General features: G+C 73.0%; 11 protein-coding genes. 7 read left to right on the plus strand and 4 right to left on the minus strand.

What is annotated here, in order from left to right; all coding sequences use genetic code 11:
• The first annotated feature begins 108 nt into the window (after positions 1 to 108).
• Positions 109 to 651: a transposase gene (locus tag ACFTWP_RS10515; protein ID WP_380263996.1), complete on the plus strand. Its 543-nt coding sequence runs from the start codon at positions 109 to 111 to the stop codon at positions 649 to 651.
• Positions 652 to 695: 44 nt separating this feature from the next.
• Here the strand turns inward: ACFTWP_RS10515 and ACFTWP_RS10520 are convergent, their stop codons facing one another.
• Complete coding sequence (locus ACFTWP_RS10520) at positions 696 to 1,631, minus strand: PfkB family carbohydrate kinase (RefSeq protein ID WP_380263997.1); 936 nt, start codon at positions 1,629 to 1,631, stop codon at positions 696 to 698.
• 231 nt (positions 1,632 to 1,862) lie between these two features.
• Between ACFTWP_RS10520 and ACFTWP_RS10525 the strand changes: the two genes are divergently transcribed.
• The gene (locus tag ACFTWP_RS10525) at positions 1,863 to 3,590 is read left to right on the plus strand and encodes a TerD family protein (RefSeq protein ID WP_380263999.1); all 1,728 of its coding nucleotides are present in this window, start codon (positions 1,863 to 1,865) and stop codon (positions 3,588 to 3,590) included.
• Positions 3,591 to 3,643: 53 nt separating this feature from the next.
• Here ACFTWP_RS10525 and ACFTWP_RS10530 read toward each other — a convergent pair whose 3' ends face one another.
• Positions 3,644 to 4,381, minus strand: a complete 738-nt coding sequence (locus ACFTWP_RS10530) for a maleylpyruvate isomerase family mycothiol-dependent enzyme (protein WP_380264000.1) — start codon at positions 4,379 to 4,381, stop codon at positions 3,644 to 3,646.
• Positions 4,382 to 4,528: 147 nt separating this feature from the next.
• Between ACFTWP_RS10530 and ACFTWP_RS10535 the strand changes: the two genes are divergently transcribed.
• The 3 genes from ACFTWP_RS10535 (at position 4,529) to ACFTWP_RS10545 (ending at position 7,774) form a co-directional block, all read left to right on the plus strand.
• Complete coding sequence (locus ACFTWP_RS10535) at positions 4,529 to 5,233, plus strand: hypothetical protein (RefSeq protein ID WP_380264001.1); 705 nt, start codon at positions 4,529 to 4,531, stop codon at positions 5,231 to 5,233.
• A 160-nt stretch (positions 5,234 to 5,393) separates the two neighbouring features.
• Positions 5,394 to 6,074 (plus strand): DUF6445 family protein, encoded by a 681-nt coding sequence (locus ACFTWP_RS10540; protein ID WP_380264002.1) that lies wholly within the window; start codon positions 5,394 to 5,396, stop codon positions 6,072 to 6,074.
• A 314-nt stretch (positions 6,075 to 6,388) separates the two neighbouring features.
• A complete protein-coding gene (locus ACFTWP_RS10545; protein WP_380264004.1) occupies positions 6,389 to 7,774 on the plus strand; it encodes a serine hydrolase domain-containing protein in 1,386 nt (461 codons plus the stop codon).
• Between the two features lie 142 nt (positions 7,775 to 7,916).
• Here ACFTWP_RS10545 and ACFTWP_RS10550 read toward each other — a convergent pair whose 3' ends face one another.
• Positions 7,917 to 11,489: a ricin-type beta-trefoil lectin domain protein gene (locus tag ACFTWP_RS10550; RefSeq protein ID WP_380264005.1), complete on the minus strand. Its 3,573-nt coding sequence runs from the start codon at positions 11,487 to 11,489 to the stop codon at positions 7,917 to 7,919.
• 368 nt (positions 11,490 to 11,857) lie between these two features.
• Here ACFTWP_RS10550 and ACFTWP_RS10555 point away from each other — a divergent pair, with 368 nt between their 5' ends.
• Entirely contained in the window at positions 11,858 to 18,511 is a 6,654-nt protein-coding gene (locus tag ACFTWP_RS10555; RefSeq protein ID WP_380264006.1) for an RHS repeat-associated core domain-containing protein, read from the plus strand.
• The gene (locus ACFTWP_RS10560) at positions 18,504 to 18,944 is read left to right on the plus strand and encodes a hypothetical protein (RefSeq protein ID WP_380264007.1); all 441 of its coding nucleotides are present in this window, start codon (positions 18,504 to 18,506) and stop codon (positions 18,942 to 18,944) included. The genes ACFTWP_RS10555 and ACFTWP_RS10560 overlap by 8 nt, the downstream gene beginning before the upstream one ends.
• A 160-nt stretch (positions 18,945 to 19,104) precedes the next feature.
• Here ACFTWP_RS10560 and ACFTWP_RS10565 read toward each other — a convergent pair whose 3' ends face one another.
• Positions 19,105 to 19,506, minus strand: coding sequence for a PPOX class F420-dependent oxidoreductase (locus ACFTWP_RS10565; protein ID WP_380264008.1), 402 nt, complete (start codon positions 19,504 to 19,506; stop codon positions 19,105 to 19,107).
• Between the last annotated feature and the right edge of the window lie 90 nt (positions 19,507 to 19,596).

Consider the following 19,596-nt stretch of genomic DNA (forward strand, 5'->3'; position numbering starts at 1 on the left):
TCGCGCCAGGGTCCCACAGGGCCGGCGGGCCGGGCTAGGAGCCGGTTCGAGGTTCCGATCTTGGTGGGGTTCGGTCGTCGGCCCGCGTCTCTGGTAGAACTCGGAGTCGTGGCGCGTTTTGACGTGACGGATGCCGAGTGGGCCTTGATCGAACCGCATGTTCCGGTGGCTGCCACCGGGCCTTTGCCGCGGCGGGTTCGGGAGCAGTTCAACGGGGTGTTGTGGCGGTTCCGCACCGGTAGCGGCTGGCGGGACGTGCCCGAGCGCTACGGGCCCTGGACGACGGTGTACTCCCGGTTCCGCGGTTGGGTGGCCTCGGGGTTCTTCGAGAGCCTGACGGAAGCGTTGATCGCGGAGGCCGCCTCGCGCGGGAAGGTCGGGCTGACGCTGGTCAGTGTCGACTCCACGATCGTACGGGCCCACCACGAGTCGTCCGGGCTGGCGGTCGCCGGCGAGACCCTCGATGCACTCGAACAGGCCCTGACTGAGGAGATGGGGGTCCCGCTGCCGCAACAGCAGGCTGTGCTGCGGGTGACGCGGAGCCGACGCCGGACACCGTCGGTGACTCCGCACGGTTTCGTGCCCAGGCACGCCGTAGGCGCAGGGCCCGGGCCGCGAAGGCCGAACCCGGCCGGTCCCGGGGTGGCCTGAGCAGCAAGAACCATGCGGCGGCCCCCGCTACCCGGCCGGCCCCGCTACCCGGCGAGCTCCCGTCCGCGCCACGCGGCCAGCTCCGCCGCGGCCGGCGGGTTCGCACCGGCCCGGGAGACCGTGACGGCGGCGGCGAGAGCGGCGTGCCGCAGCACCTCGGCCAGCGTCGCCGCGTCCAGGTCGGCGAGGGCGGCGCGGCCCGCCGCACCGAGCAGGGAGCGGGCGGCCAGCGCGTCCAGGGCGGCGGACATGAAGGCGTCGCCGGCGCCGACCGTGTCCACCACCGTGGTGCGGACGGCGTCGACGGCCACCTTCGCCGAAGCCGTGAAGGCCACCGCGCCGTCACCGCCCCCGGTCACCACCACCACGCCCGGGCCCAGCGCCAGCCAGCGCGCCGCGACCCGCCCGACGGGCTCGCCCGGGTACAGCCACGCCACGTCCTCGTCACTGGCCTTCACCAGGTCGCTCAGCCCCACACAGTGCTCCACCCGGGCCAGGGCCTGCGTCCGCCCGCCCGACAACTCCGGCCGGATGTTCGGGTCGTAGCTCACCGAGGCGCCCGGCCGGAGCCGCTCCGCCAGGGCCAGCACCGTCGCCGCGCCCGGCTCGCGCACGGCGGCGACCGAGCCCAGGTGCACGTGCGCCGGCTGGTCCGGCAACCCGACCGGCCGCAGCGTCCACTCGAAGTCGAAGGCGTACGAGGCGCGGCCCTCCCCGTCGAGGGTCACCACCGCGGTCGGCGTCCGCACCCCGGGCTGCCGGTCCGTCAGCACCCGCACCCCGGCGTCGCGCAGGCGCGCGCCGATCAGCCCGCCCGCCGCGTCCTCGCCCAGCTGGGTCAGCAGCGTCGCCGGCCGGCCCAACCGGGCCAGCCCGTAGGCGACGTTGGCGGGGCTGCCGCCCGGGTGCGGGACGTCGGCCCGGCCGGGCGTGCGGACGATGTCGGCCACACACTCGCCGATCACCAGGAAGTCGGTCATGGCCTCGCGCTCCAGAGCCGGTGGACGTCGGCGGCCTGGCCGCCGGAGGGCTGCCCGGCCGAGCGGTCCGGGCCGGTGTCCGGACCAGGGTAGGCCCCGCGGGGGCGGTGCGGGCCCCGCCCGGGCGGCGGCCGGGCACCCGGTTCCGCCGGCCCGGCCTGGGCGGGGCGGTGATGGCGCTACGGTGGTGGCGACGCAGGGCTGTGGAGCACAGGGAAGGTCTGGCCGCTGATGGTGATACCGAAGGGTGCGAACGTGCCGTTGACCGCGGTCGGCGTCCGCGTCGAACTCGGCTGGCAGCCCGGGCCGGGCGTGCCGGACGCGGACGCGTCGGCGCTGCTGCTCTCCGGCGGCAAGGTCCGCTCGGACGACGACTTCGTGTTCTACAACCAGCCGCAGGACGCCTCCGGCGCGGTCCGCCACCTCGGCAAGCGGCAACTCCCGGGCGCGGTCGTCGACTCGCTGACGGTGTCGCTCGACGCCCTCGACCCGGCCGTGCAGACGGTGGTGCTCGCGGCCTCCAGCGACGGCGGGGTCTTCGGCAGCCTGCCCGGGCTGCACCTGCGGGTGCTGGACGCGACCTCCGGCGAGGAACTCGTCCGCTTCGAGGACACCGGCGCCAGCACCGAGACCGCCTTCGTGCTCGGCGAGCTCTACCGGCGCGGCGGCGGCTGGAAGTTCCGCGCGGTCGGCCAGGGTTACGACTCCGGGCTGGCGGGGCTGGCCACCGACTACGGCATCCAGGTCGACGAGGAGCCGGCGCCCGCCGCCAGGGCCCAGGCCCAGGCCCCGGCACCCGTGCCGGCCCCGACCCAGGACCTGCCCGAGACCCAGCCGCAGCTGTCGATGCCGGGGCCCGCCCCGGCCCCCGTCGCGCCGCCCGTGCCCACCCCGCCGCCGCTGCCCGCCCCGGAGCAGCGGCAGTGGGACTCGCCGCAGACCGTCGTCTTCACACCGGCCGCCCCGGCACCGGCCGCCCCCGCGCCGGTGGCCCAGGAGCCCGACCACTTCCGCCTCCCGGACCCGCAGCAGCACGCGGCCCCGCCGCAGCCGTACGCGCCGCCGCCGTCGCTGTCCCCGTACCCGCCGCAGCCGCTGCCCTCGGCGCCGGATCCCCGGCAGTTCGCCGCGCCGCCGCAGCAGTACGCGCAGCCGGCCCCGCCCCCGGCGGTCCCGCAGGGCGCCCAGCCGACCGCACCCCCGACCGGCCACGGGCAGACCCCGACCGGCTACGGGCAGGCCCCGGCCGGCTACGGGCAGGCCGCCGCCACTCCGGCCGCGCCGCTCAACCTCAGCAAGGTCTCGCTCACCGCGAAGGACCCGGTGCTCTCGCTGACCAAGCACGGCGCGACCGGCGGCCTGATGCGGGTCAACCTCAACTGGACGCCGGCCGGGGCCGCCGCGCCGAAGGCGCCGGAGCGCGGCGGCTGGCTGGCCAAGCGGATGCGGGCCGCCCAGGGGCCCGGCGCCGCCCCGCAGGACACCGCCCGGGACCTCGACCTCGCCTGCCTCTGGGAGCTCCGGGACGGCAGCAAGGACATCGTCCAGGCGGTCGGCCAGAAGTTCGGCAACCTGTACGCCCCGCCGTTCATCCAACTGGCCAACGACGACCGCACCGGCTCGGTGGCGACCGGCGAGGACCTCTGGATCAACCTCGACCGGGTCTCCGAGATCAAGCGCCTGCTGATCTTCGCCTTCGCCTTCGACCTCCGCCCGCTGACCGGCCTCAACGGGCTGGCCACGCTCTTCCCCGCCGCCGGCCCGCCGGTGGAACTCGCCCTCGACGGCTGCGAGTTCCCCGCCAGCAGCTGCGTGGTCGCCCTGCTGGAGAACGACGGCACCGGCCTCACCGTCCATCGGCAGGGCCAGTACTACCAGCGGACCCCGGAGTTCTCCGACCACCAGTTCATCGACCAGGCCTACGGTTGGGGCCTGACCTGGGTGGACGGCAAGAAGTAGCCGCCCGGCCGGGCGGGGTGACGACCGACCCGCCCGGCCCGGCGGCCCCGCCGTCAGCCGCGGACGAACGCGGCCAGGTAGGCCTTCAGCGCGTCCCGGTCGCCGAAGACCTCCAAGCGCTCGGCCGGGCGGCGGCCCCAGAGCAGGAGCAGCAGGTCCGAGGCGGTGCCACGGACGGCGGCCGCGCCCTTGCCGTGCTCGCGGCCCACCCGCCAGGCGCCGTCGACGGCCCGCAGCGTCCACTCGCCGCCGCCCTCGCCCCCTTCGCCGTCCGTCGCGTGCAGGTGCAGGCCCGCCTCGGCCAGCCCGGCGGGCGGCGTCGACGGCAGGAAGTGCGCGAGCAGTTCGTCCACGCCGTCCACCGCGAGGGTCCGCTCGACCGGTTCGTCCCGGCCGGCGGCGTTCTCCGCGTCCCAGGTGTGCACGGCGGTCTCCTGGGCCATCCGCCGCTGGATGAACCCGCCGTCCCTGCGGTCCGCCCAACTCCAGCGGGGAGCCGTGGGATCGAGCTGCTCCAGGGTGGCGGCGCAGCGCTCGGCCCCCGCGGAGAACCAGCCGATCAACTCGTCGTCCGAGGGCCGCGGCGGCGCGGAGTGCTCCTCCGGGCCGGCGATGCCGCCGGAGGCGACCAGCCACCAGAACCGGTGCACCACGCCGGTGTGCCACACCAGGTCGGCCACCGTCCACTCCGGGCAACTCGGCACCGCTGCGGTGAGACCGCCCTCGGCGGCCGCGGCGGCGAGACGCGCGCTGTCGCGTCGGAGGGCGGAGATGTAGTCCGTCTTGTCCATGCCGCTGACGTTAGTGCGGACCGGTCTCCCGCAGCACCGAATATCGCCGCCGACGCGGGGCCCCGGGAGGGCACCGGCCGCAGCGCGGACGGGCCCGGGCCCGCCGACGGCCGGGGAGCTGACCGGGCGTCTGGCAGGATGCCGTCCATGCGACTCGACCCGATCGCGGCCGTCGCCTGGGCGACCTTCCCCCGTCCGCGGCACCCCCGACCGCAGGACGACGTCGCGGCGGACCTGCGGGCGCTCGCCACCGCGACCACGCTCAACCAGGCCGCCGACGCGACGACCCTGCTGCTCGACGGCGCCCTCATCGACGACCTGGCGGGCGAACTCCTCCCCGCCGCCGTCGCCGCCGGGCCGATCCTGCTGGACATCGTCGAGCACGCCCACCCGAGGGCCCGCTCCGGCGCACTGGACCTGCTCCACCGGATGCTGGTCATCCCGCCCACCCCAGAGTTCCCCCGCGTCGACACACCCCGGGGCCCCAACCCGCGCCTCTGCTGCGCCGTCGCCGACCAGATCCGCGACCGACGGGCGATGCTGCGGGAGCACGGTGCCCCGGCCCGGAGGGTCCTCGCCGCCGCCGACACCCACTGGCGCTTCGAGATCCGGGAGACGGCCGTCGACGCCCGCGGGGTCACCGTCCTCGGCCTCCTCGCCGGACGGCTGCCGGTCCACCCGAGCGGCGCCGAGTCGCACCGGGGGAGCACCGTCCTCCCCGTCCCCGCGGTCGAGGCCGAGTACGCGGGTGAGAGGGGCGAAGCCCTCCTCCTGCTGAGGGCAACGGACGCGGGCGCCGTCCCACCGGGCACGGTGCTCCGCCCTGCCGACTGCGGCCGAGACCAGGACTGAGAATCCGCCACCACCGGCCCCGGCGGCCGGTCGCCGCCGTGGTCGCCGCCGGAGGAGTGCCTGGCCTCCGGACGGGCCGCCTGTACATGCCACCTTTTTTGACGAACGTTGACCAAAACGGGGGCGAGTACTGGTCGGGCCCGTCCGTAGGGTCGCGGGTATGCCCTCATACCCCCGGAGGCCCTCGGGGCTCCCAGTCCTGCCCTACCGCAAACCCACGCCGGGGCGGGACTACTGGATCCTCGACAACGTGCTGCCCGACGTCGACGCCGTCCGCGCCCGGGTCCTCGCCCGCGACGACTGGGCCGAGGGCTACCCGCACAAGCCCGAGAGCTGGCCCGGACTGCGGACCATGCCCGGCCTCGAACCCGCCGAACTCGCCCACGTCGAGAAGCTGGTGATGCGGGCGACCGGCGCGAAGAGGCTCTGGCCGGAGACCGCGCCCGGCGGCGCCACCCTCAACCACAACTGCGTCCAGGTGGTCGGCAAGGACGAGTGCGAGCCCCGCCCGCACACCGACTCCCGGGCGCTCTGCCGCTACGCCGCCGTGCTGTACCTCAACCCCGAGGTGCCGCCGGACACCGGCACCAGCTTCTACCGGCAGAGCCTGCCCGGCGGACGCCTGGGCGGCAACCAGGTGACGGCCCCGCACAACAACCTGGTGGACGCGCTGGGCACCCGGTTCGTCCCGGCGGACGCCTTCACCGAGGACGTCCGGGTGCCGAACCGCTACAACCGCCTGCTGCTGTACACCTCCAACCTGATCCACACCGCCACCGGCTACTGGGGCGCCACGCTGGAGGAGAAGCGGATGACGGCGGTGTTCTTCTGGATGGCGTGACCTGCGCCGCGCGCCCGCACCCGCACGAGGGGTGACCGGAAGGCCGGACCAGCAGGCCGGACCGGCGGGCGCGGACCACCGGGCGCGGACCGGCCTGGCCGGAACCCGACGGACCGTCCGCCCCGCAGCTCCGGTGCGACCGGCCCCGGGCCGGCGGCCCCGAGCCGGTTTCGGCCACCCCTCCTCAATCGGACGGACCCGGCGCCCTCCCGCAGGGGGACACCGGACGGGTCCGCAGGACGATGCCCGCCCCACCGGGCCGGTGCGAGCCTGGCCCGGAGGCCGGAGGGGACCGGCCCGAGGGAGGGAGCACCATGTCCGACGTACAGGCACCCGGCGTACCGGCAACCGGCCTACCGGTACTCGACGTTCGGGGATCCGACGACGCGCAGGCGGCCGGCACCCGGCCGGCGGCCCCGCGCGCCCGCCGCCGCGGGACCCGGATCGCCGCCGGCGTACTGGCCGGGGCCGCGCTGCTGGCCTTCGCACCCACCGCGACGGCCGCCGGCGCACCGGCCGGGCCGGACGGCGGTGTCGCGGCGGCCGAGGCCGGGCGGGGCGACGCCGCGGCCCTGCGCGCCGCGCTCGACGGGCTCGTCACCGAGGCCGGCGTCTCGGCCGCACTGGGCGAGGTCCGCGACCGGGGCCGGGTGGCCTGGCGCGGTGCCACCGGCCTCGCCGACCTGGACACCGCGGCCCCGGCCCGCGCCGACGGCCGGTTCCGGATCGGCAGCGTCACCAAGACCTTCGTCTCCACCGTCGTCCTCCAACTCGTCGCCGAGGGAAGGGTGACGCTGGACGCGCCGATCGAGCGGTACCTGCCCGGCGCGGTGCGCGGCGGCGAGGGCATCACCGTCCGCCAGCTGCTCAACCACACCAGCGGCCTCTACGACTACCTGGGCGACCCGAGCGTCTACTTCCACGACCAGGACGACCTGGACACCTGGCTCACCACCGGACGCCGGACCACCTACCGGCCGCAGCAGCTGCTGGACATCGCCAACCGGTACGCCCCCGGCTTCCCGCCCGGCCAGCAGTGGAGCTACTCCAACACCAACTACATCGCGATCGGCATGATGATCGAGAAGATCACCGGCCGCACCTGGAACCAGGAGGTCGAACGGCGGATCATCCGCCCGCTCGGCCTGGAGCACACCTCGATGCCGACCACCGGGACCGTTATCCCCGGCCGCCACGCCCACGGCTACCTCAAGCGGGCCTCGGGAGAGCGGGTGGACGTCACCGAGCTCAACCCCTCGGTGGCCTACGCCGCCGGGGCCGGCATCTCCACCACCGACGACCTGGCCCGGTTCAACGCCGCCCTGCTCGGCGGCCGACTGCTGCGCCCGGCGCAGCTGAAGGAGATGATGACCACCGTCCCGACGGACGACGGCGGCCGGTACGCGTACGGGCTGGGGCTGGCGCGGCAGACGCTGCCCTGCGGCGACTTCTGGGGCCACGACGGCGGGATCGCCGGCTACACCACCTTCCTGATCGGGGACGCCGCCGGCCGGCACCAGGTGGTGCTGTCGGTGAACCCCTACGAGGGTGCGGATCCCGCGCGCGCCCTCGCCGCGCTGGACACCTACCTGGTCACGGCGGCCTGCGGCGCCGACACGCCCGTGCCGCCGGCGCCGAAGTCCCCGGCCGCGTCCGGTGCCCGTGCGCAGGCCCTGGAGCCGGTGCCGGGCCTGCGCTGAGGCGGGCCCCCGGGGCACGGGGCTCGGGGCCGGTCTCGGCCGCGCGAGGTACGGGGGAACGGGCCGGGCCCGCCGCGCTGGGTGCGCGGCGGGCCCGGTGGTGCGGGTGGTGCGGGTGGTGCGGGGGTGAGAACCGTGCGGGTCAGGCGATCCGCAGGCTCGACAGCCAGCCGCCGGGCAGCGTCTCGTGCGGGCCGAGCTGGACGGGCGACTGCCAGACCTGGTCGGTGTACGGCATGCACTGCCAGAGGATCAGCCGGGTGCTGTCCGCCGTGCTGCCCGCCGGCGAGGCCAGGCACCAGTTGACGCCGCCGAAACCGTCGTAGCCCCGGTTCTGCAGGTGGCCGTCCGGCAGGCCCAGCCACTGCTGGTTCGGCGAGCCGTTGCAGGGCGCGAGCACACCGAGCGCGTTGGAGTTCGGCGGCACCGTGATGTCGAGGCACTTGCCCAGCGTCATCAGACTGTTGTTGTTCCAGGTCCAGTGCTGGTTGTCACCGCCGAGGCAGGTGAACAGGATGACGTCGGTCTGGGCCCAGGCGATGTCCACGCACTTGTTGCCGATGCCGGTGATGCTGCCGGAGAGCGAGCTGCTGAAGCCGTTGGCGCCGTCGCCGTGCCAGAAGCGCATGGCGCCGTCGACGGTGACGCCGACCAGGTCGACCTTGCCGTCGAGGTCGAGGTCGCCCGGCGCGGAGAGGCTCTTCAGGGCGGCGGTGCCCCAGCCGGTGGTGCCCAGCGGCACCCGGGTCGAGCCGGAGCCCAGGCTGGTCGCGCCGGTGGCCGGGACGTACGGGTACATCCGCAGGCCGTCCGTGGTGGAGGTGCGGGAGCGGGCGATCAGGTCGGGGTTGCCGTCACCGGTGAGGTCCACCGCGCGGATGATCTCCATGCCGTTCCACCCGGAGCTGCCGACCTCCTGCGGCGCGCTGAAGGCGCACTCGCCGTCGGTGGTGAGGCAGGCCCGGCCGTAGATGGCGTACAGCTTGTCGTTGGCCACCACCAGGAGATCCTGGAGGTTGTCCTTGGCCGTGGAGGCGGCGGAGGTGCCGATGTCGCCGGCGGCGGCGAGCTGGGTCACGTCGGCCCAGCCGAAGGGGGCGCCGGCGGTGAGCTTCGGGTCGACGACGCTGGTGCCCATGGTGCTCTGGAACTGCACCGTGCCCGCGCTGGGCCCGCCGCCGTCGTTGGCGTAGATGTAGAGCGCCCGCCGCGTCGGGTCGGCGATGGCCGGCTGGATCGCCAGCACGTCCTGGGCGCCGTCGTCCCAACTGGCCTGGGGCTGACCGGCCGCGGGCTTGTCGGGGACGCCGTCGTTGACGTAGTCGCCGCCGCGGGCCACCAGGGCGCTCTGCCAGGCCGGCGGCTCGGCGGAGAGCGGATCGGTGCCCCGGGCGAAGCTGGAGGTCACCAGGCCGGTGGCGTTGTCGACGGAGGCGGTGCCCTTGTAGAAGTAGAGCCGCTCCTCGTCGCTCGTGGTGCCGACCAGGTCCACGTAGCCGTCGTTGTCGAAGTCGCCCGCGACCTTGGGCGCGGCGGCCGGCCGGGTCGGGTAGAAGCGGTACGCGGCGGTGGAGGAGCGGTTGCCGGCCGCGTCCACGCTCGCCGCGTACAGGGTGTGCAGCCCGGCGCTGGCCGGTGTGTAGGACGGCAGGGTGACGAGGGCGCCGGAGGTGGTGGCGACCGTGTTGTTGAGCGTGTCCGTGTCGTACGAGTAGACGTACTTCACCACGTCGGCGTCGCCGCCCCCGTTGAGGGTGAAGTTCGTCGCCGTGCCGGCCGGGGCGCCGAACCGCTGCGCCGGGTACTGCGCGGAGGCGACGGCGGGCGGGTTCTCCGGGCCCAGCGGGTCCACCTTGAAGTGGCACGGGACGGCCGGCACGCCGGGGGAGGCGTCGGTGCCGTCCTCGGCCCGGACCTGCCAGCGCAGGCTGATCGGCCGGTTGGTCGGGATGTACTGGGCCGGGATCGGGAAGCTCACCGGGGTGCCGCTGTTGACGAAGCCCGAAGTCCAGTCGGTCAGCAGGGTGTTGGTGTCGTCGTCGGCCAGCCAGAAGTGCGCCCGGACCTGGTCGCCCTGCGGGTCGCTGACGGTGGCCTGGAGCTGGATGAGGTTCGTCCCGGTGGTGGCGCCGAGGACGGTCGCACCGGTCGCGGCGGTCGCGCAGACCGTCGACGGGTTGGTGCCGTAGGCCGTCGGCGCGTCCGGCGGGTAGTTGTAGGTGACGACCAGCTTGGGGTTGTTGTCGAACTTCTTCCAGCCGTACGTGTCGCTCTCGTTGCTCGCCCGCAGACCGAGGGTCAGGCTGGGCGACTGGTACTGCACGCCCGCCATCACGGCGTTGTAGGCGTTGAAGTAGACCCAGTCGTCACCGCAGCCGTGCGCCTCGTTCCCCTTGGCGACGTTCTGGGTGTCGGACCAGCCGCCCCAGCCCGGCTGGTTGTTCCAGTTGGTGCCGGAGTTGATCGCGCCGGTCCACCAGAGCTCCACCGGCCGCGCCGAGCAGCTCCAGGCGTGCGTCTCCACGATCTCGAAGCGGGCGCTGATGATCCGCACGCCCGGCCGGGTGAAGTTCCAGCTGTCCATCTGGAAGAACGACCGGCTGGTGCCGCCGTCCTGGTCCTCGTGGCCGACCCGGGCGATGTCGTTGGCGTTCCAGTAGGCCTGGTTCGGGTAGCTCTTGTCGACCCTGGTCCACGCCTGGCGGCCGAAGGCATTCACCGACGGGTCGATCACCAGCGGGAACTCGGTGTCGGCGGCGGTGAGCAGCCGGGCGTCGGGCTTGACCTCCAGGGTGTCGCCCACCACGGAGATCGGCAGGTGGGCCGTCCGGTCGGTCGGGTCGGGGGCCTCCTCGGCGGGGATGTCCTGCGGCCCGGGCGCGGCCGGTTCGGCGCCGTCGCCCGCGGTCGCCGCCGCCCCCTTGGCCGCGGTTCCCTTGGCGGCGGGGCTCTTGGCCGCGGTGTCGGCGGCCGCCGCTGCGTCGCCGCGCGAGTCCCACATCAGCGCGCTGGGCCCGGCCCAGACGGTGGCGCCGGTGGTGTCCTTGATCTCCAGCCCGCCGCCCTCGCCGGTGGAGACGGCGACGTTCTGACCGTCGAGACGGAACTTCAGGTCGGCCAGCCGGGGGTCGAGCGCGGCCTGACGGGTCTTCACCACCAGCACCTGGGTGTACCCGTCGCCGGTGGCGGTGACCTTGAGGTCGACGTCCGGCAGCACCGCGGGGTAGGTCGCCGTGGCGCCGTCCAGCGTCGGCGCGGGCAGGGCGTCGGGCCAGCTGATGCTGAGCCTGCGCGGCCCCTTGGCCAGGGTGATCAGCGGCTTGCCGCCGCCCCCGGAGAACGCCACGTCCACGGCGGAGGCCGCGGGCCGCACCGTTCCGTCGGCGGCGGCCTTCAGCGTGGGGTCGACCGGGGTCCAGCCGCCGCCGGTGCGGATCCGGACCGGCCGCAGGTGCTGGGTGACGGTGTGGCTGCCGTCCGGATTGACGACCTGCTCGCTGGTCTCGCTCCGGGCCGCGAGGAGTTCCACCGGCTGCCCGGTGCGCGCGGCCTGCTGCCGGGCGCTCTCCGCCTCGGCGGCCGGGGCGCTCTGCCCGGAGTCCGATCGCGGGGTGATCGCGCCGGCCGGTGCGGCGGGGATCCCGGCGACCGACAGGGCCAGGCCGCCGACCAGGAGGGGTACGAGCCCCCGACCGCCGATTCTTCTGAATCTCACGTAATTCCTCCGGGTGAATATCGAATAGCAGGAACACCCTACTCACTGCGGTGGAAATCTGCTCACCACATATGATTCGGACAATCCTTGCCAGGTGCGACAAAAAAACGGATTGATGTCACCATTTAGGTGGCATGTCCGATGTGGCCTGTGCTTCCCCGGTGCCTGATGGTGCATCACTTGTCCTGGTAGAAAGCCTCTCATGACGTTCAGTTTGCTATGTCTGAATTGTTCCGAGGGCGCCCGTGGGTGAAATGTCGGGCCGCGGAAATGCGCCGGGAAAAAGGGGTGGGCAGGGTACTTGCCGCCCTGATACGTTCCACGGGCCGCTGATCACTGTGGGGGGTTGCGACGTGCCTGTAACCGGCATGAGGACGTATTGGAAGTCGGGGATATCGGGGATCTCCCTGCATCGCCGTCCGGTCGCGGCGCTCGCCGTGACGGTGGTGTCGGCACTGGGCTTCTCGCTGCTGTCGCCGATGCCCGCACTGGCCGCCGGGAAGAAGCCCCCCGCGCCGCGCGCCCTGCAGAAGGACGCACCGGTCAAGGGCGGCCCGGTGGCCTCCAAGCCGTTCGACGAGGCCCGGCTGGCCGAGAACAGATGGCCCGGCCCGGGAGCGGTCAGCTGGCCGACCGCGCAGTCCGTCGAGGTCGAGCCGGCCGCGGCGTCGACGTCCACGGCCAAGTCCGCCGGGGCCGCGCCCCCGGCCGGGCAGCAGGCCGGCTCCTCGCCGATCCGGATCTCACCGGCCCGCAGCGAGGGCGCCCCCGGCGCCCAGGCCGCCGCGGGTGCTCAGGCCGTCGCGGGCGCGCCGCCCAAGGCCGCCACCCCCGCCCGGATCCGGGTGCAGACCCTCGACCGCCCCGCCACCGAACGGGCCGGCGTCCAGGGCCTGCTGCTCGGCCTCGCCCGCGCCGACGGCGCCGCCGCGCCCGGCACCGTCACCGCCGAGATCGACTACTCCGGCTTCAAGAACGCGTACGGCGGCGACTGGGCCTCCCGGCTCACCCTGGTCGAGCTGCCCGCCTGTGCGCTCACCACGCCCGAACTGGCCGAGTGCCGCACCAGGAAGCCCGTCCCCACCGCCAACGACCTGGCCGGCGCCAAGCTCACCGCCGAGGTGGGCCTGGAGGCCGCACCGGTCGCCGCGACCGGACCCGAGGCGCGCGCCGCCGCCCCCGCGAGCTCCGGCGTCACCCTGCTCGCCGCCGAGGCCGGCGCCTCCGGCAGCGGTGGCACCTACGCCGCCACCTCGCTCTCGCCGTCCGGCTCCTGGCAGGTCGGCGGCTCCGCCGGGGACTTCACCTACTCCTACCCGATCGAGGTGCCGCCCTCGCTCGGCGGACCCTCCCCGCAGGTCGGCCTGACCTACTCCTCCGGCTCGGTGGACGGCCGCACCGTCGCCACCAACAGCCAGGCCTCCGCGATCGGCGACGGCTGGGAGGTGGGCGCCGGCGGCTACGTCGAGCGCCGCTACCGCCAGTGCGCCGACGACAAGGGCAAGAACCTCGCGAACCAGCTGCCCAACAACACCGCCGACACCGGGGACCTCTGCTACGCGGGCCCGGTCGTCGCGATGTCGCTCAACGGCCGCTCCACCGAACTGATCCTGGACGACGCCAGCGGGCAGTGGAAGCCCGCCAGCGACGACGGCAGCACCGTGGAGCTGAAGACCGGCGCCGCCAACGGCGCCTACGGCGGAGAGCACTGGGTGGTCACCACCCCCGAGGGCACCCGCTACACCTTCGGCAAGGGGCAGCTGCCCGGCTGGTCCAGCGGGAAGACCGAGACCAAGTCCGCCTTCACCGAGCCGGTCTACGGCAACCACCCCGGCGAGCCCTGCCACGCGGCCACCTACGCGGCCTCGCAGTGCGCCAACCTCGGCTGGCGCTGGAACCTCGACCTGGTCGAGGACGTGCACGGCAACGCGATGTCGTACTACTACGAGCCCGAGACCAACAACTACGCCCCCAACATGGGCAGCGCCGCCGTGAGTTACGTGCGCGGCGGCCAGCTGAAGCGGATCGACTACGGCCTGCGGGCGGACAACCTCTACGCCACCGCGCCCGCCCAGGTGAACTTCGCCACCGACGAGCGCTGCACGGCCAACTGCGGCACCTTCGACGCGGCGCACGCCACCAGCTGGCCGGACGTCCCGTTCGACCAGGTCTGCTCGGCCGCCACCTGCACCCAGCACACCCCCTCCTTCTTCAACCGCAAGCGGCTGACCGCCATCACCACCCAGGTCTGGAACGGCAGTTCCTACCAGGAGATCGACACCTGGAACCTGGACCAGGAGTTCAAGGGCGCCGGCGACGCCTTCTCACCGGCGCTGTGGCTCAACGCCGTCACCCGCACCGGCAAGGCTGCCGGGGCCGGCATCGGCGGCGCCGCCGTCAAGCTCCCGCGCACCGTCTTCACCGGAAAGCCGATGGCCAACCGGGTCTGGGGCGGCACCGACCCGCTGCCCTACCTCGCCAGGCTGCGGATCACCGCGGTCGGCCTCGACTCCGGCGGCCAGATCGACGTCACCTACTCCGACCCGGAGTGCCGCCGCGAGGCGCCGGCCGTGCTGCCGGGCGCCCTCGACCAGAACACCCTGCGCTGCTTCCCGGTGCACTGGACGCCGCCGCAGAGCCAGGTCGCCCACGACGACCTCTTCCACAAGTACGTGGTCACCCGGGTCGACGAGAGCGACCGCCTGGCCGAGGCCCGCTCCAAGACCACCCGGTACGAGTACCTCGGCGGCGCCGCCTGGCACTACGACACCAGTGAGGGCACCGACGACGCCGACCGCACCTGGAGCGACTACCGCGGCTACGGCCGGGTCCGCACCCTGCACGGCGACGCCGGCCAGGGCGACCAGGTCACCCGGACGGAGTCCGTCTACTTCCGCGGGATGAACGGCGACAAGCTCAAGAGCGGCACCCGCAGCGTCACCGTCGCCGACTCCCAGGGCGCGGCCATCGCCGACGAGGACGGCCTCACCGGCACCCTGCGCGAGAGCATCACCTACTCCGGCGAGAACGGCACCCCCACCGGCACCGTCTCCTACGAGCCGTGGCGCTCGGACGCCACCGCCACCCGCAACCGGGCCGGCACCCCGGGCCCGCTGAAGGGCTACCGGCGCGACACCTCCAAGGTCGTCTCCCGCACCCTCGTCACCACCAGCTCGGCCGGCGCCACCGCCTGGCAGAGCACCGAGCTCGGCAAGACCTTCGACGCGCTCGGCCGGATCTCCACCGTCAACGACGAGGGCGACCCGACCCGCGCCGACGACGACTCCTGCACCCGCTTCTGGTACACCGACAGCGGCGGCCGGATCAAGGACAAGGTCTACCGGACGGAGAAGGTCGCGGTCGACTGCGCCACCACTCCCGTCTACCCGGCCGACAGCGTCCAGGACGCCCGGATCTACTACGACGACTCCGCCAGCCTGACCGCCGCACCCACCCGCGGCCTGGTCACCAGGACGGAGGAGGTCGCCTCGTACAGCGGGCAGACCGCGCAGTACCAGACCCTCACCCAGGCCGGGTTCGACGCCAACGGCCGCCCGCTGACCTCGACCGACGCCTACGGGGACACCACCCTCACCAGCTACACCACCAACACCAACGGCCTCACCACGTCCATCACCACCAAGGTGCCGATGGACCGCCCGGCCACCAAGTGGCTCACCAGCGTCACCTACCTGGACGGCCTGCGCGGCGACCAGACCGGCTCCGAGGACGCCAACGCCAACCGGACGGACCTGGAGTACGACGCGGCCGGCCGGCTCGCCAAGGTCTGGCTGCCCGCCTGGACCAAGGCCGCCCACCCCACCCAGCCCAGCAGCAGCTTCGGCTACGCCCTGCCGGTCGACGCCACCAACAACGTCAACGCGCCCGTCTCCTCCAGCAGTTCGACCCGGATGGAGGCCGGCGGCTACCGCACCTCGTACCAGGTCTTCGACGGCCTCGGCCGGATCCGGCAGACCCAGGAGCCCGGCGCCAAGTCGACCAGCACCACGGTGACCAACCGGATGGTGGCCGACACCTACTACAACTCGCTCGGCGCGGTCACCCAGACCAACCCGCCGTACCTGGTCGAGGGCGCCCCGGGCGGGGCCGTGACCAAGACCCCCGACAACAAGATCCCCACCCAGAACGGCTTCCTCTTCGACGGCCAGGGCCGCCCCACCGACGAGATCACCTACTCGCTCGCCGTCGAGAAGTGGCGCACCACCACCACCTACGGCGGCAACTGGGCCGCGACCGTACCGCCGGACGGCGGCACCCGCACCCTGGTGGTCAACGACGCCACCGGCCGCCCGACCGAACTGCGGCAGTACCACTCGCAGAGCGCCGTCCCGGCCATCGACGCCACCGCCACCGCGTACGACACCACCCGCTACACCTACACCAAGCGCGGCGAGCAGGCCTCCGTGGTCGACGCCACTGGTGCCAACACCTGGAGCTGGACGTACGACCTGCGCGGCCGCCCGGTCGAGACCAACGACCCCGACAAGGGCCGGTCCACCGCGAGCTACGACTTCGCGGGCCGCATGCTGACCAGCACCGACGCGCGCGGGAAGACCCTCCAGCCGCAGTACGACGTCCTCGGCCGCAAGACCGCGATCAAGGACGCCGGCACCGGCACCACCCTCGCCACCTGGACCTTCGACACCGCGACCAAGGGCCTCGGCCTGCCCGCCTCGTCGACCCGGGTGGCCGGCGGAGCCTCCTACAGCACCGCCGTCACCGGCTACAACGCCGCCGGTCAGCCGCTCGGCACCACCGTCACCATCCCGTCCGTCCCGGGCGAGGAACTGCTGGCCGGCAGCTACAGCACCAGCATGTCCTACACCTCGGTCGGCGCCCTCGGCTCGACCCTGCTCCCCAAGGCCGGCGGCCTGCCGGTGGAGAACCTGGTCTTCGGCTACTCCTCGATGGGCCAGCCCACCTCGCTGACCGGCGCCACCTCGTACGTCCGCGGCACCACCTACAGCGACAGCGGCGAGATCCTCGCGCACGTCGTCGGCAGCGCCGCCAACCCCATCACCCAGGCCTACTACTACGAGACCGGCACCCACCGCCTCACCGACTCCGTCGTCTCCCGCACCACCGGGACCGTCGCCGAGATCTCCGCCACCAACTACAGCTACGACAAGGCCGGGAACATCACCGGCATCAAGGAGACGGCCGACACCGGAGCCGTCGACCAGCAGTGCTTCCGCTACGACTACCTGCGGCGGATGAACGCCGCCTGGACGGCGAAGACGGACTGCGCCACCACCCCGACCGCCGCCAACGCGGCCACCACCGTCGGCGGCCCGGACGCCTACTGGAACACCTACGGCTTCGACGTCACCGGCAACCGGATCTCCGAGACGGTCAACGACCCGACCGGCGACACCACCAAGAACATCAACCGCACCCTGGCCTACCCCGCGCCCGGCGCGGCCCGGCCGCACGCCTCCACCTCCACCACCTCCACCGGCCCCGGCGGAACGCGCCTGGACGAGTACGTCTACGACGCGGTCGGCAACCAGATCACCCGGCGGATCTCCGGCTCCGAGCAGACCCTCGAATGGGACGTCGAGGGCCACCTCGCCAAGGTGACCGAGGGGCCCAAGACCACCTCCTACCTCTACAGCGCCGACGGCTCCAGGCTGATCAAGCGCGCCCCCGACGGCGTGACGCTCTACCTCGGCACCACCGAGCTGAAGCTCACCGGCGCGGGCACCCCGTCCGCCGCCGTCTGCGGCACCCGCTACTACAGCCACGGCTCCTCGCCCACCCTGGTCCGCGGCTGCGACGGCAAGATCGCCATCCAGACCGCCGACCACCAGGGCACCGCCCAGCTCTCCATCGACAGCGCCACCGGCACGGTCACCCGCCGCAAGTCGATGCCCTTCGGCGGCGAGCGCGGCACCGCCCCCACCCTGTGGCCCGGCACCAAGGGCTTCGTCGGCGGCACCAAGGACGACTCCACCGGCCTGGTCCACCTCGGCGCCCGCGAGTACGACCCCGCCACCGGCCGCTTCGTCTCGGTGGACCCGGTGCTCGACACCGGCAACTCCCAGTTGATGAACGCCTACGCGTACTCCAACAACTCGCCGGTGACCAGCAGCGACCCCAGCGGCCTCTACTGCGACAGCTGCAACGACGGCCAGGGCTGGCCGACCCCCAACGGCTACGAGGACGACGGCGGCGGAGGCACCGACGACGCCGACCCGCCGATTCCCGCGCCGCCGGCCGACAAGGTCGAGGAGGCCAAGAAGACCAAGAAGAAGACCCTGGTCGACGTCGTGATCGAGGCCGGCGGCGAGATCCTGATGGAGGTCCTCGGGATCAACGACATCCGGGACTGCTTCACCAAGGGCTCGATCGGCGCCTGCGCCTCGATGATCATCGGCGTCATCCCCTGGGGAAAGATCTTCAAGGCCAAGAAGATCGTCAAGGCCCTCGACAAGGCCTACGACGCCTACCGCTCCTTCGAGAAGCGCCTCACCGAGGCCAACGCCATCCTCAAGTGGGCCGACGACGCGGCGGCGTACGCGTCACGGAAGGCGGACGACCTCAAGGCGGCGCTGGCCAAGAAGGGGACACCGGAACCGCCGGGGGCGGGGAAGGTGGATGACGCGCCGGCAACGGAATACGCTGGCGGTCACGAGGGCAACGTCTGGGCTGATGATGCCGCGGTCGAAGCTGCCAACGGGTCGTCGTCCAATTCCCGGAAGCGGGCCCTGGCGGCAACACTTGCAGAGGACTTTCAGGATCTGAAGCTCACGCACGTGCCCCAGTACAGCCCGACGGTCAACACGGGTATGGCGACGGAAGGGGTAGGTACGCAGATTGGCCGGAAGCGGTTCTCAAGTCGGAATGACCTCCGGAACACCATCGTTCATGAGGAGCTTCACCACCGCTGGTTCGCGAGGAACATGGAGAGGCCGCATCACCCCAGGGACGGCTCGGGTACGTCCAAGCAGTTCTACGCCACGGTGGATCGGTACATGGCCATGAGGGGCTGGAGTGACTGAGCAAGGCGTCGCGTTCGAAATTGTCTGCAACAACTGCGGTGCAGTCGCATCAGGCTGGAAGGGCGAGGTGGTTCGGGGCGGCCGTCTGACCTGGGTGTACGAATGGGACTGCCGCAGCTGTGGACTGGTCAGCGATGACGGCGGGGACGGTATGGCTCCGCCGGAGATCAGGGCCGCGATCATCCAGAAGTTCGGTGTGCAGAGAATCTCCGTCGCCGAAGGCGGGACAGGAAGCGTCGCACTGCTGAAGGCCATCCGGGCCGCTTACGGATTTACGATGCCGCAGGCCGCAGCCGTACTGAAGGACCTGCGAGGCGAAGGCTTCGAAGCAACCAGTGCGGAGATCAACTACTTGTCATCCGTCCTGGAGGGTTCTGGAACGAAACTCGTGATTGGCAGTACCCCTGCGGTGCCGGGTGCCCCACACGTCTGATGCACCGTGCTACGACGCCCGTGTCGTACTGGGGGAACTGGTGGAGCGCGTCAGAGCGAGCAGCGGACGCCTGACAGCGGTTGAACCTGAGGCCGGCTGCCAGGCGGGAGGCGCCCCCTGCTCCTCGAAGGATCACTCGTCCCGAGAAGCAGGGCGCGCTTCACCCCGCGAGCGTGATCCGGATCCCGACCGTCCCCTTGTCGCCGCGCCGCAGCTTGCTGCCGGCCAGGGTCAGCACGCCGAGCAGGCCGTACTTGCGCCGCAGCAGGGTGCGGTAGGCGGCGGTCTCGGCGGGGGAGAGGATCTCGGCGGCGGCGGGGACGGACTCGCCGGTGGGGTTGCCGCGGACGTCGCAGGGGCCGACCAGGACGTCGGCGCGGTTGCGGATCCGCTTGACCTTCCAGGAGTCGGTGACCGTCCAGACGCCGAGGGCGTTGCCGTCGCGGACGACCCAGACGGGCGTGGCGACGGGGGTGCCGTCCTTCTTGTAGGTCGTCACCAGCAGGTAGCTCCCGGCGGCGAGGCGGATGATGCGTTCGAGCTGCTCGGGTGTGGCGTCCATGGGCGGAAGTGTACGGGGGAGGGGTCGCCGTCCCCGTACCGGGACGTCGGCGCGGGGGAAGGTCGACGGCCCGGAGACGGATGTCGGAGC

The organism is Kitasatospora sp. NPDC057015 (assembly GCF_042673745.1).
Classification (GTDB): domain Bacteria; phylum Actinomycetota; class Actinomycetes; order Streptomycetales; family Streptomycetaceae; genus Kitasatospora.

Bases quoted from the DNA above. Each gene is read 5' to 3' on its own strand.
- ACFTWP_RS10565 (WP_380264008.1), bottom strand. From the start codon at position 19,506: ATGGACGCCACACCCGAGCAGCTCGAACGCATCATCCGCCTCGCCGCC.
- ACFTWP_RS10555 (WP_380264006.1), top strand. From the start codon at position 11,858: ATGAGGACGTATTGGAAGTCGGGGATATCGGGGATCTCCCTGCATCGC.
- ACFTWP_RS10545 (WP_380264004.1), top strand. From the start codon at position 6,389: ATGTCCGACGTACAGGCACCCGGCGTACCGGCAACCGGCCTACCGGTA.
- ACFTWP_RS10525 (WP_380263999.1), top strand. From the start codon at position 1,863: ATGGTGATACCGAAGGGTGCGAACGTGCCGTTGACCGCGGTCGGCGTC.
- ACFTWP_RS10530 (WP_380264000.1), bottom strand. From the start codon at position 4,381: ATGGACAAGACGGACTACATCTCCGCCCTCCGACGCGACAGCGCGCGT.
- ACFTWP_RS10520 (WP_380263997.1), bottom strand. From the start codon at position 1,631: ATGACCGACTTCCTGGTGATCGGCGAGTGTGTGGCCGACATCGTCCGC.
- ACFTWP_RS10535 (WP_380264001.1), top strand. From the start codon at position 4,529: ATGCGACTCGACCCGATCGCGGCCGTCGCCTGGGCGACCTTCCCCCGT.
- ACFTWP_RS10540 (WP_380264002.1), top strand. From the start codon at position 5,394: ATGCCCTCATACCCCCGGAGGCCCTCGGGGCTCCCAGTCCTGCCCTAC.